Source organism: Heyndrickxia acidiproducens DSM 23148, assembly GCF_000374345.1.
Lineage (GTDB): Bacteria > Bacillota > Bacilli > Bacillales > Bacillaceae_C > Weizmannia > Weizmannia acidiproducens.
Map to the genome: position 1 here is coordinate 25995 of NZ_KB894008.1, position 12316 is coordinate 38310.

Consider the following 12316-nt stretch of genomic DNA (forward strand, 5'->3'; position numbering starts at 1 on the left):
ATGATGTTGAAAAAATGGATGGTATTTTTGATCGGATTGGCTTTGATTACCAGCCTGGCAGGATGCAGCAGCAGCTCCACGAATGCGGAGGCACAGAAAGAAAACGGCAGGATAGTCGTCACATTTTGGCATTCCATGAGCGGGGAACCGCAAAAAGCGTTGGATAAAATTGTGAAGGATTACAATCAGTCGCAAAAGAAAGTGGTCGTTAAAGCCGAGTACCAGGGCGAATATACAGAATCGCTGCCGAAATACCAAAGCGTCGGCGGAACGGAAAAAGCCCCGACCATTGTCCAGGTTCAGGAAATTGGCACGAAGGCGATGATTAACAGCGGTTTTATCGAACCGGTCCAGAAGTTTATTGACCAGGATAATTACGATACCGCCCAGCTTGAAAAAAATATATTGAGCTACTATACCGTTGACAACAAATTATATTCGATGCCTTTTAACTCATCCACGCCGGTGTTGTACTATAATGCGGACGCCTTGAAAAAAGCCGGAATTGAAATCAAGTCCAAAGATCTTACCTTCGAACAGCTTGAGGATTATGCAAAAAAAGTAACAGATTCACACGCTGGAAAGATGAAAGGTTTTGCGTTACAGCCGTATGGGTGGTTATTTGAAGAATTGCTCGCCAATCAGGGCTCCTTATTGGTAAACAAAGAAAACGGCCATGCCGGAACCCCAACGAAAGCAGTTTTCAACAATGAAGCCGGAAAAAGCATATTACAATGGGCGCAAAACATGATTAAGGACAAGAGTTTCGTAGACTATGGAACAGGCGCAAATGCCGGAAATGATATGGTTGCCGGCTTTTTATCGGAAAAAGTGGCGATGTTTATCCAATCATCCGCAAACATCCGCGATGTTGTCAATCATGCAGATTTTGAAGTCGGTGTTGCGTACCTGCCGCATCCGGAAAGCGTGCAGCGCAATGGTGTGGCGATCGGCGGAGCAAGCCTCTGGATGTCTAAAGGTAAAAGCAGTGAAGAACAAAAGGCGGCATGGGACTTCATGAAATTTTTGGCCAGCCCGCATACGCAAGCAGAATGGCATACTGGCACAGGATATTTCGCGATTCATCCGCAAGCTTACAAAGATCCTGTCGTAAAAGAGGCTTATCGTAAAGTTCCGCAGCTGCAGGTACCGGTACAGCAATTACAATCCACAAAGGCTTCCACAGCCACACAGGGCGCACTCATGCAAAGCCTGCCGGAAGAAAGAAAAGCGGTTGAAAATGCCATGGAAAGTGTATACAACGGGGAAGACATCGGCCGGGCACTCGATAAAGCCGTAAAAGAAACCAATGCAGCGATTAAAAAAGCCAATCAGGTTAATGGAGTGAAATAGCGAACCAGCTTTGATTTAATGAGGAAAAGAATGGATTTGGCTTTTGAAGAGAATAGTAAAGATGGAGCATGTGATTACCAGTCACATGCTCCATCTTTACATGGAAGGGGCAAATGAGATGAAAAAAATGGCTGTACTGCTGCTGTTCATCCTTTTGGCAGTTGCAGTGTATTCTATTCCAAAGCAGAATCAGCAAGCGGCAGGGGAGAAACGCAGCATGGAAGTGATTGCCCATCGTGGTGCTTCCGGATATGCGCCGGAACATACGCTGGCTGCATATGAACTTGCAAAAAAACAGGGCGCGGATTTTATTGAAATTGATTTGCAAATGACAAAAGACGGCCGTTTGATCGCAATGCACGATGATACGGTTGATCGCACAACGAACGGGCAGGGGCTTGTAAAAGATCATACGCTGTCCCAAATCAAAGCGTTAGATGCGGGATCCTGGTTCAGCCCGGATGATAAGGGAGAAAAAGTACCGGAACTGGAGGAAATCATCCGCCATTTTGGAACATCGATCCCTTATTATATTGAGATCAAAAATTCGGACAGTGAAATGGTCCGGAAACTTGTGGAAGTTCTTCGGCGCCATCGCTTAATCGGGAAAAACAGCCATAAGGGGCAAGTTGTCATCGAGTCTTTTCACGCAAAGAGCCTGATAGCTTTCGATAAAAAATATCCGGATACAGAAATTATCCAGCTTGGCGATCCGCTGAAAATGAACATTGAGGAAGTGAAAACCTATGCGGATGGAGTCGGCCCGAGTCTGAATCATTTGAGTGAAACTTTTGTCAAACGCGCACACAAAAACGGGTTGGCCGTCCACGTTTGGACTGTAGACAACCGGGAAACGAAACAAAAACTGCAAAAATGGCAAGTCGACGCCATCTTCACGGATTTTACGAAATTGGCCAAGGAATAAGATTAAGGGCATTTTCGCGTTACATTCATTTGAAGTGATCATTTCGGTAAAATGGGAATGGGAATAGTTTTTGCCCAAAAAGGGAAACGTATTCAATTTGTCTGTTTTCACAATCCCGATAAAATATTTTCGTTTACCAGTTGTTGATATGGTAAACCTATTGTGACGGTGTTGTAAAATCTGTATTTGTGCAGATGCCTAATTTTTTTCTCCGCCCCTCCAATGGTTTTTCGACAACATCCTCACTATAATAGAACAAAATATGATTTTGGAGGTTACAGAATTGGATGGAGTCACGATTAGCTGGATAGGCGCAATAATTGGGCTGGCAATTGCCATTATTTTGATCCTGAAAAAATTAAACCCGGTCTATGCGCTGTTTGTTGGAGCAATTCTTGGTGCCCTGATTGGCGGGGCAAACTTGGACAATACTGTTAATATCCTGGTTGCCGGAACGCAAAGTGTGATGGGGACGGTGATCCGGGTTCTGGCTGCCGGCATTTTGGCCGGGGCGATGATGGAGTCGGGTGCAGCTGAGACGATTGCGCAAACGATTGTCAATAAATTGGGGGAAGGAAAAGCGATTTTATCTCTTGCACTGGCTACAATGGTCATTACAGCAGTCGGCGTTTTTATCCCGGTTGCGGTCTTAATTGTTGCCCCGATCGCCTTATCGGTTGGAAACAAAATGGGCATTTCAAAACTGGCCTTGCTGCTGGCGCTTTCAGGCGGGGGCAAGGCTGGAAATGTGATTTCGCCGAATCCGAACACGATTGCTGCGGCACACGGATTTAACGTGGAACTGAGCAGCTTGATGATTTATGATTTTATTCCTGCCGTTTTCGGCCTTGCAGTCACGGTTTTGGTGGCTACCCTTGTCAAACATAAAGGGGTACAAGTTGCCGCATCCGATATGGTTGAAACGGATCAAAATGGAAAGGAATATCCTCCTTTTGGGCGCGCGATTGTGGCCCCGGTTGTTGCGATTGTGCTTTTGATGATCAATCCAATCGGGCAGATTTTAGGCATTTCTGCGCTGGCATCCTTTAAAATGGATGCGGTGTATGTTTTACCAATTGCCGGTGTTTTGGGCATGATCGCGATGGGCCATCGAAAACATATTTTAGCCTATTCAGCGGCCGGTCTCCAAAAGATGACGGCAACTGTGCTGATTTTAATCGGTGCTGGTGCGATTGCCGGACTGATCTCAGCTTCCAATCTTTCGGTTGAAGTCGTAGCGTTGATCAAGGCTTCCGGCATTTCGGGCACTTTTTTGGCGCCAATCTCCGGAATTTTGATGGCAGCGGCAACGGCCTCTACTTCGACAGGGGTTATTCTTGCAACGGGTTCGTTCAGTAAAGCCATCCTGGATATAGGCACGGCCCCGATTGCCGCAGCGGCGATGGTCCATACCGGTGCTACCGTGATCGATCAATTGCCGCATGGGAATTACTTCCATGTCACAGCCAGCAGTATGAATATGTCGATCAGAGAAAGAATGAGCGTGGTTCCATACGAAGCGATCGTCGGCGGCACGATGACGATTGTGGCAACAATTTTATATGGATTCATCTTATCCCACTCTTAACGGGCAGTAAGACTCCCACCTCAAGATTTAAGATACGAAGAAGAAAGGTGGGAGATCAAACTGCCCGTAAAGGTCCGATTGGTTGGGCCTGCAGGATGCAGGTCACAAAGGCGTTGCAACAAGATGTTGCGATTTTAGCCTTTGTTCAGATTTTCATCAGTGGGGTGAAGGAAAACCCCACTGATGGAAGTTTCACTTTATAATGGAGGGGTGAAATTATGAAAAACCCAGTATTTGTATTAGCGCCGGATTCGTTTAAAGAAAGTATGACCGCAAAAGAAGTGTGTATGGCAATGGAAGCCGGGATTAAGAAAGCCATTCCGGACGCGGTATGCATCCAGGTTCCGATGGCAGATGGCGGGGAAGGAACGGTACAATCACTCATCGATGCCACTGGCGGGAAAATTTATCGCGAAACAGTAACAGGGCCGCTCGGAAATCCAGTCACGGCCCACTATGGGATCCTCGGTGACGGGGAAACGGCCGCAATTGAAATGGCTTCGGCAAGCGGCATTCATTTGGTGACAAAAGAAACGAAAAATCCGTTGATAACTACGACATTCGGAACGGGCGAACTGATTAAAGCCTGCCTGGATAAACAGGTGAACAATATTGTGATTGGGATTGGCGGCAGTGCCACAAATGATGGCGGAGCAGGAATGGCGCAGGCGCTCGGTGTCCAATTTTTAAGCCAGGACGGTGCGGTGCTTCCGTTTGGCGGCGGTGCGCTTGGGGATCTGGCGAAAATTGAGATGTCCGGACTTGATCCGCGGCTTGCAGATGTGCAAATTTTTGTTGCTTCCGATGTCAGTAATCCTTTGTGCGGGGAAAACGGTGCTTCCCATGTGTTTGGCCCGCAAAAAGGCGCGACGAAAGACATGGTGCAAACATTGGATGCCAACCTTGCGCATTATGCTAAAGTCATAAAAGAGCAGCTTGGCAAGGATATTGCGGAGGTGCCGGGAGCAGGGGCTGCCGGCGGGCTCGGCGCAGGCCTGATGGTGTTTGCCGATGCCCAGTTAAAAAGCGGCATTGATCTCGTTGTGGAGTACACCGGTTTGGAGCAGAAGGTAAAAGAAGCAGATTTGGTTTGGACCGGGGAAGGCAGCATCGACTTCCAAACCCAATTTGGGAAAACCCCTTATGGCGTTGCACAAACGGCGAAGAAGCACGGGAAACCTGTAATTGCCGTCGCAGGCTATATCGGGGAAAAGATCGATGTTTTATATGAAAAAGGGATTGACGCTGTATTCGGAATCCTGCCCCATCCAATGGACCTGGAAGAAGCGTTGCAGACGGGTGCGGAGAATGTTGAGCGGGCTTGTGAAAATATTGCGCGGCTGGTAAACGTAAAGTAAAGGCAGGATGAGTATCGGCAAAGCTCGCGCACGGGTAATGTAAAAAGCTGCACGCAGGCTGGTTTGTAATTGCTATTACTGCAGCAACAAAGAAAAAACGAGGGAATTAAAGACGGTGAAACGATGTTTGTAATTGTTATTGCTGCAGCAACAAATAGACGAGTTCAAATAAATCGAGTATTCGATTTGGATTTTTTCCTGTCAGCTGTTCAATCCTGCCCAGACGGTAATACAGTGTGTTGCGGTGGATCATAAGCGCACGCGCCGTCTCGGTTGGATTGCCATTATGGTCGATAAAAGTGGTCAAGGTTTGCATCAGAACATCCGGGAGATTTAAATTGCCATGCTTTGGATCCGCCGGCAAAATATTGATCTCGGAAAGTTCTGCGGGAAATTTCCAATCCTGATAGTTGAAAAACCGGCTGGATAAGTGAAGTTTTTCAGAAACCCGCATGCATAGGCGTGCCTGGTGGAAGCTTGTGGCAATGTTCAATCCCTGCATTCCGGCTGCCACAACCGCATGCTGATCAATATCGAGCAGGCTTTCCGCCACGCGCTCAACGTCCTTTTGACTCTGCAAAATGACAATATACATATTTTCATTCTGTTTTTTAAAAGCAGGAAAGGGTTTTAATAGAGCATCAACTTTTTTCTTCTTTTTTACATGCTTTATAAGAACGACGCTGTTTTCAACATGGAGATGAATATGGTAATGTTCTGCTTCATTCATCAGCTGCTGTGAATAGGCCTTTTTTTCATTTAAAAGGGCTTCCAGGAAAGCCGCTTCCCTGTTCCGCTCCGCCTCGCGATTGCCGATTAAGATATTTTGTTCGATCAATAAAGACACCGCAGTCTTGACAATTCGGCAAAAAGGCAGTACTTCTTCCGGCTCTCCGGTAATGCCGACAACGCCGATATATTGATTACCAATGACAATGGGTTCGTTCGTGCCCCTTTTCTCAAATCGATTATCGTAATAAATTTCTATCATTTTTCCGGTATTCAGTGCCTGTACCGCACCGCGATGCAGCGTGCCAACCCGGTTTTTATTCCCGCTGCCAATTATCATGCCTTTTTCATTCATAATGTTGATACTATAGGGGATGTCCTTCATCATCTTTTCCACAATTCCCTGTGCAAGTTCCCGCGTCAGCCATTTGCTCAAAACCATCATCCTCCCAAGCGTTCGTTCACACCCGTTTTACTATTAATATAGCATAAGCTTGGGCTTGTTTTGGGATGGAAAAATGCAGCAGTGGAGTGGAGTGCTTTGTTTTGGAAAGGTAGACTTCAGCTTTATAGATCCTCTTTCAAAATAAGAAACCCATCAAAAAAATCCCGGCGGGTGCTCCGCCTGGGATCCAGTCTAATCATCTAAAATCTCGTGAATGCCTTTTAAAATCCGTTCTTGGTTGGGGAGCCATTCGTCTTCAACGGTTGCGACAGGGTAGGGGGTGTCGTAGCCGGTGATTCTATAGATTGGGGCGGATAATGAGAACAGGGCTTTTTCGCAGACGAGTGCTGCAATTTCGCCGCCGAAGCCGGATGTTTTGACCGCTTCGTGGACGATCATAAGGCGGCTTGTTTTTTCGACGGAATCGATAATGGTGCCAAGATCAAGCGGCTGGAGGGTTCGCAAATCAATCACTTCAACCGAGGTGCCTGTTTTTGAAAGTTCATGGGCTATTTTTTCGACAAGCGGTACGGTTGCGCCCCAGGTGACGATGGTAAGATCATTGCCTTCTTTTACAATTTTTGCCTTTCCGAGCGGGACTTGATAGGCTTCATCCGGTACTTCCATCGGCATGGTGCGGTACAGTTTCATCGGCTCCAAAAAAATCACCGGATCCTCATCGCGAATCGCAGAGATCAGCAGGCCCTTGGCGTCAAACGCATTTGATGGCGTGACGACTTTCAAACCGGGTGTATGGGTGAAGAGCGCTTCTAAAGAATCGGAGTGGAGTTCAGGTGTACGCACCCCGCCGCCATACGGGCTCCGGATGACCAGGGGCACGGTATATCTGCCACCAGACCGGTACCGGATCCTTGCCGCCTGGGAGCAGATCTGGTCCATCGCTTCATAAGCGAACCCGAGAAACTGGATTTCAGCAATGGGTTTAATCCCGTTGACGGCAAGGCCGACCGAAGTGCCAACAATTGCGGATTCGGCAAGAGGCGTATCAATCACCCGGTTTTCGCCAAATTGCGTAAATAAACCGTCTGTTGCTCGAAATACACCGCCATTTTTTCCGACATCCTCACCCAGCACAATAACGCGGGAGTCCCGTTCCATTTCCTGCCGCATCGCTTCATTGATTGCTTGAATCATTGTTTTTGTTGTCATTGGCGGAACGCTCCTTTCTGCTTGAGGAGGTGTTTCAAGTCCTGCTGCTGTTCTGCCAGCAGTGCCCCGGGAGATGCATACACATGGTTAAATGTCTCATCGGGTGAAGTTGGGTTTGTTTTTTCAATTTCTGCGACAATCGCTGTCATTTCACTGTTGGCTTGTTTTAAAAATTGCTGTTCTTCTTCTTCTGTCCACAACCCTTCTTTGAAGATAAGTTTTTTCATCCGCGTTAATGGATCTTTTTGCATTGCGAAAGCCTCTACTTCTTTTTGATTTCTGTATTTTGCCGGGTCATCCGAGGTTGTATGCGGGCCAATCCGGCAGGTCACGGCTTCGATAAGCACCGGGCCTTCTCCTCTGCGGGCGCTTTCGACAGCTTCTTTCATAACTTGGTAGACAGCAAGCACATCATTGCCATCAACCCTTACGCCTTTGATTCCGTAAGCGACAGCTTTTTGTGCAATTGTTTCGCTCGCCATCTGCCGGGCAAGCGGGACACTGATGGCCCATTGATTATTTTGGCAGAAAAATACGACAGGTGCCTTGTAGACAGAAGCGAAATTCAAGGCTTCGTGAAAATCCCCCTGGGAAGTGGCGCCATCTCCGAAATAACAAACGCTGACGCTTTTTTCTCCCTTCAGTTTTGCAGCCAGTGCGCAGCCGGCAGCATGCAGTGTCTGGGCGGCAATGATAATTTGAATCGGAAAAATAGGGATGCCATCCGGAGATTTACCGCCTTCAAAATATCCTTTTACAAATTTTAATACTTGGGATAGCGGCATTCCGTGAACCATACAGGCTGCTATATCACGGTAGCTTGGAAAAATCCAATCCTGCTTTTCAAGGGGAAATGCACTGCCAATTTGTGCGGCTTCCTGTCCTTTAAACGGGGCATACGTGCCAATTCTGCCCTGGCGCTGCATCTTCAACAGGCGGATATCGTATTCCCGGCTCCTTAGCATCCATTGGTACATATGGAGAAGAAGACCACGGTCGAATTCATGCAGACAATCACAGTTTCCCTCAACATCTAAAATTTGGAAGAGGGGGAATGACGGCGTTTGTTTTTCTAACATTTTTATCCCTCCCTGGCGATTATTAACGCAAATGGACCAGCATCAGTTCCGGGCTTTCCAAATATTTTCCCAGTGTGTGCATAAACTGGCCTGCCGGTTCCCCGTCAATTAAGCGGTGGTCAAACGTGAGCGATATGCCCATCACATCGCGGATAGCAATTTCATCCCCAACCACTGCCGGTTTACGCTTGATTGCATGAGCCCCTAGAATGGCGACTTCCGGATAGTTAATAATCGGTGTTGCAAACCATCCGCCTTTTGCGCCTGTATTTGTAATGGTAAACGTGCTTCCTCTCAACTCTTCGCGTGTTAAGGTTCCGGCATGTGCCTTTTCTGCAAGGCTGTTAATCTCAATTGCAAGTTCAAGTATGGATTTTTGGTCTGCATGGCGGATAACCGGCACAACCAGGCCTTTTTTTGTTGCGGTTGCAATGCCAATATGGTAGTACTTTTTCATGATATATTCATTGGTTTTCGAATCAATGCTGGCATTAAAAATCGGATGGGCTTGCAGTGCTTTTGCCACTGCCTTTACAATAAACGGCAGATAGGTGAGCTTTACCCCGTTCATTTCACCGCTGTTGATCATTTGTTTCCGCAGGGCGACAAGTTTGGTGACATCGCATTCATCCAAACCGGAGACTTGCGGGGCGGTGTAAAAAGATTTCACCATGTTTTCGCTGATGACTTTGCGCAGCCCGCGGATCGGATGGCGTTCTTCTGATGCATTTGCCTGGACTGGTCCAGCAGGGGGAGCAGCAGCTTGCACTATTTGGTTCAAATATCGGTATAAATCCTCTTCCGTTATCCGTCCGGCTTTGCCCGTTCCCGTAACTTCCGCAATCGGGATATTCAGTTCCCTTGCTTTTTTACGGACGGTTGGCGGAGCAATGATGCGTTTTTTAATCAACGGTTTTTCTTGTGCTGTCTTTTCCGGTGATTGGATGGGTTCGATTGCGGGTGATGGAGATTCTTGCGCCGTTTCTGTGGGCGTTTCTGTTTCCAGGGTGGTGAGGATTTCTCCGACTTTTATTTTTGCCCCTTCTTTGCCTCCAAGCTGTTTGATCTTTCCTTTTACGGGTGTCGTGATTTCGACCGCGGCTTTATCAGTTTGAACCTCAGCAATAGGGGAATCGGCTTCCACTGTATCACCGGCAGATACGAACCATTGGAGAATTTCCGCCTCGTGCAGGCCTTCTCCAATATCCGGCAGCTTGAACTCGTATAGCATTTTAAAATCCCTCCAATTCATTAGGGCTTTTTCATAAAATTGCGGGCTGTGTAGAAAACGTTTTCAAAAAAAGAGTCTTAGCCTATTAGATGGCAGAGCGGTATCATTCCTTACAAAAGATATTGTATAGAGCGTTTCGTTATTCCTCGTACAAGTAAGAAAAACAAAATGGGCTTTAGAACGTCAGGACGATTCAAAAGGCCAGGCCGGCAATGTGTGGTTCAATAGTTTGTCGGTGCGGTACCCGAGTACGTATTCCGCCTGCATGATCGTGTGGATTTCTCTTGTGCCTTCATAAATAACCGGGGCTTTCGAGTTTCGCAAATAACGTTCAACCGGATATTCGTCCGAGCAGCCGTATGCTCCGTGGATTTGGACGGCATCATTGGCCGCTTCACTGGCAAAATCGCAGGCCTGCCATTTTGCCAGCGAGGTTTCCCGTGTATTCCGTTTACCCTGGTTTTTCAATTCACCGGCACGGAAGACGAGCAGGCGGCTCATTTGGCAGCCGGCTTCCATTTTCGCAATCATTTGCTGGACAAGTTGGTGTCTGCCGATTTCGCTGCCGAATGTTTTGCGCTCATGGCAGTATTTGACACTGGCTTCGAGGCAGGCCATGATCAAACCACAGGCCCCCGCAGCAACCGTAAACCGCCCGTTATCGAGCGCCGACATCGCAATTTTAAAGCCTTCTCCTTCTTCACCAAGCAAGTTTTCTTTCGGTACTTTTAAATGATCGAAAAACAGTTCCCCGGTATTTCCGGCCCGGATCCCAAGCTTGCCTTTTATCGCTTTTGAGGTAAAACCCGGCATTGTGCGTTCGACAATAAAGGCAGAGATCCCGCGGTGCTTTTTCGATTTATCGGTGTATGCAAAGACGATAAAATGGTCGGCCACATCGCAGAGGGAGATCCACGTTTTTTGTCCGTTTAAAATATAATGGCTGCCTTTCTTAACTGCGGTGGTACCGATCCCTGCCACATCAGAGCCGGCACCAGGTTCAGTCAGGCCGAATGCGCCAACTTTTTCTCCTTTTGCCTGCGGAATTAAATATTTCTGCTTTTGTGCTTCCGATCCCCATTGCAGCAGGGTCAGGCTGTTTAAGCCAGTATGCACGCTGACGGCTGTCCGGAATGCCGTATCGCCCCTTTCCAGTTCTTCACACACAATCGCCAGCGAGTTGTAATCCATGCCGCTTCCGCCGTACGCTTCCGGAATGCAGACCCCCATCAGCCCGAGATTCGCCAGCTTTTTTAGTATCCCTGTTTCAAAATGATGATTTCTGTCCCACTCATCGATGTATGGTAGTATCTCTTTGTCTGTAAAGCTTCTTACGGTCTTTTTTAGCAGTTCCTGTTCCTCGGTCAGGTTGAAATTCATGTATTTTAACCCCCTAATTGATTCAGCTATTGTAAATTTACGGCCCAATGGTTATTTTGATGCCATCAAGTGGGGTAAAAGGTTAAATTAAAAAACTGCTGCCCCGGACTTTTGGGTAAGCAGTGTTCAGTCTTTACCTGTAAAAATTTAACTGTACAACATTGGAAATGTATTTGTACAAGACAGCGTATTCCGGAGAACAAGACTGTATTTCCCAAGTGAATGTCACTCATGAAAAGAGACGGTTTTGCAGATCCTATATATATTAACAATTGAAGGAGAATCCAATGGAAACCAACAACTTTGATCCAAATCTGAATCCATTATCTAAGAAGAACCGGCAGGAAAACTTGGAAGTCAGCTCCACAGGTTATGGACTTGAGTCTGTCCAAAAAGAAACAGCAGAAGTGCGTGACAAGGAAGAAACGAGTAAGAAATCCTGTGGAGGTTTATAAGTAAAAAATTGGGGCCGATGCGTAAAGATCGGCCCCAAAATAACGCTTATTTGCTTGTCTTTTTCCGGATTCGCTCAAAAGATTAAATTATCGTTTGAATTGAATTTTTATGAACCTGTAACCTAAGATCAGTTTCTGAGCCAGGGTAAACAGCAGTTTTCAATATTATATACACAGGTAGACAAGCACATACTTTTGGGTATATAATTCTTCTGTGGAAAAACTATACAGAATGAATGAAGCCGCAGCAATATTAGGTGTAACCGTAAAAACACTTCAAAGATAGGACAAAGACAATAAAGTAACGTTTACCAGAACTCCGAGTGGAATGAGAAAATTGAGTCAAAGCGAACTGGATCGTTTGCTTGGCAACAAAAAAACGTCCAAAAAACATAAGGTTTTGGCTATATATGCCAGAGTGTCCTCCCATGAGCAAAAGAAGAAAGGGGATTTAGAAAGACAAGTTCAAATTATCAAGGAAAAAATAGACTCTCATCAATATCAAGACATTATCGTTATTGATGAAGTGGGTTCCGGACTAAACGATAAACGAAAAGGCCTTTTAAAAATAATGAAACTCGCTAACGAAGGGAAAATAACGGA

The 12316-nt window shown here is 46.6% G+C and carries 11 protein-coding genes; 6 read left to right on the plus strand and 5 right to left on the minus strand.

All coding sequences use genetic code 11. The annotated features are described in order from the left end of the window. Window positions 1-3: 3 nt before the first annotated feature. From C232_RS0112380 to C232_RS0112395, 4 genes are all read left to right on the plus strand, one after another. A complete protein-coding gene (locus C232_RS0112380; protein WP_018664481.1) occupies window positions 4-1353 on the plus strand; it encodes an ABC transporter substrate-binding protein in 1350 nt (449 codons plus the stop codon). A gap of 61 nt (window positions 1354-1414) precedes the next feature. Beyond that, a complete protein-coding gene (locus C232_RS0112385; protein ID WP_018664482.1) occupies window positions 1415-2278 on the plus strand; it encodes a glycerophosphodiester phosphodiesterase family protein in 864 nt (287 codons plus the stop codon). A 262-nt stretch (window positions 2279-2540) separates the two neighbouring features. Then, window positions 2541-3866, plus strand: a complete 1326-nt coding sequence (locus tag C232_RS0112390; RefSeq protein ID WP_340139682.1) for a GntP family permease — start codon at window positions 2541-2543, stop codon at window positions 3864-3866. Between the two features lie 218 nt (window positions 3867-4084). Then, the gene (locus tag C232_RS0112395) at window positions 4085-5224 is read left to right on the plus strand and encodes a glycerate kinase family protein (RefSeq protein WP_018664484.1); all 1140 of its coding nucleotides are present in this window, start codon (window positions 4085-4087) and stop codon (window positions 5222-5224) included. A 136-nt stretch (window positions 5225-5360) separates the two neighbouring features. On the opposite strand, the gene C232_RS0112400 is transcribed toward C232_RS0112395, so the two are convergent. From C232_RS0112400 to C232_RS0112420, 5 genes are all read right to left on the minus strand, one after another. Further along, entirely contained in the window at window positions 5361-6389 is a 1029-nt protein-coding gene (locus tag C232_RS0112400) for a CdaR family transcriptional regulator (RefSeq protein WP_018664485.1), read from the minus strand. Between the two features lie 201 nt (window positions 6390-6590). Continuing rightward, a complete protein-coding gene (locus C232_RS0112405; protein WP_018664486.1) occupies window positions 6591-7568 on the minus strand; it encodes an alpha-ketoacid dehydrogenase subunit beta in 978 nt (325 codons plus the stop codon). Next, window positions 7565-8647 (minus strand): pyruvate dehydrogenase (acetyl-transferring) E1 component subunit alpha, encoded by a 1083-nt coding sequence (gene pdhA, locus C232_RS0112410; protein WP_018664487.1) that lies wholly within the window; start codon window positions 8645-8647, stop codon window positions 7565-7567. The genes C232_RS0112405 and pdhA overlap by 4 nt, the downstream gene beginning before the upstream one ends. 22 nt (window positions 8648-8669) lie before the next feature. Continuing rightward, window positions 8670-9878: a dihydrolipoamide acetyltransferase family protein gene (locus C232_RS0112415; RefSeq protein WP_018664488.1), complete on the minus strand. Its 1209-nt coding sequence runs from the start codon at window positions 9876-9878 to the stop codon at window positions 8670-8672. Window positions 9879-10061: 183 nt separating this feature from the next. Beyond that, window positions 10062-11258, minus strand: a complete 1197-nt coding sequence (locus C232_RS0112420; RefSeq protein WP_018664489.1) for an acyl-CoA dehydrogenase family protein — start codon at window positions 11256-11258, stop codon at window positions 10062-10064. 287 nt (window positions 11259-11545) lie between these two features. On the opposite strand from C232_RS0112420, the gene C232_RS19800 reads away from it, so the two are divergent. Together C232_RS19800 and C232_RS18640 are read left to right on the plus strand one after the other, a co-directional pair. Beyond that, complete coding sequence (locus C232_RS19800) at window positions 11546-11713, plus strand: hypothetical protein (protein ID WP_018664490.1); 168 nt, start codon at window positions 11546-11548, stop codon at window positions 11711-11713. A gap of 337 nt (window positions 11714-12050) precedes the next feature. Then, window positions 12051-12316, plus strand: a 266-nt coding sequence (locus tag C232_RS18640; protein ID WP_018664491.1) for a recombinase family protein, incomplete at its 3' end; no start/stop codon positions are given.

Bases quoted from the DNA above. Each gene is read 5' to 3' on its own strand.
- C232_RS0112380 (WP_018664481.1), top strand. From the start codon at position 4: ATGTTGAAAAAATGGATGGTATTTTTGATCGGATTGGCTTTGATTACC.
- C232_RS0112385 (WP_018664482.1), top strand. From the start codon at position 1,415: ATGGAGCATGTGATTACCAGTCACATGCTCCATCTTTACATGGAAGGG.
- C232_RS0112390 (WP_340139682.1), top strand. From the start codon at position 2,541: ATGATTTTGGAGGTTACAGAATTGGATGGAGTCACGATTAGCTGGATA.
- C232_RS0112395 (WP_018664484.1), top strand. From the start codon at position 4,085: ATGAAAAACCCAGTATTTGTATTAGCGCCGGATTCGTTTAAAGAAAGT.
- C232_RS0112405 (WP_018664486.1), bottom strand. From the start codon at position 7,568: ATGACAACAAAAACAATGATTCAAGCAATCAATGAAGCGATGCGGCAG.
- pdhA (WP_018664487.1), bottom strand. From the start codon at position 8,647: ATGTTAGAAAAACAAACGCCGTCATTCCCCCTCTTCCAAATTTTAGAT.
- C232_RS0112415 (WP_018664488.1), bottom strand. From the start codon at position 9,878: ATGCTATACGAGTTCAAGCTGCCGGATATTGGAGAAGGCCTGCACGAG.
- C232_RS0112420 (WP_018664489.1), bottom strand. From the start codon at position 11,258: ATGAATTTCAACCTGACCGAGGAACAGGAACTGCTAAAAAAGACCGTA.
- C232_RS19800 (WP_018664490.1), top strand. From the start codon at position 11,546: ATGGAAACCAACAACTTTGATCCAAATCTGAATCCATTATCTAAGAAG.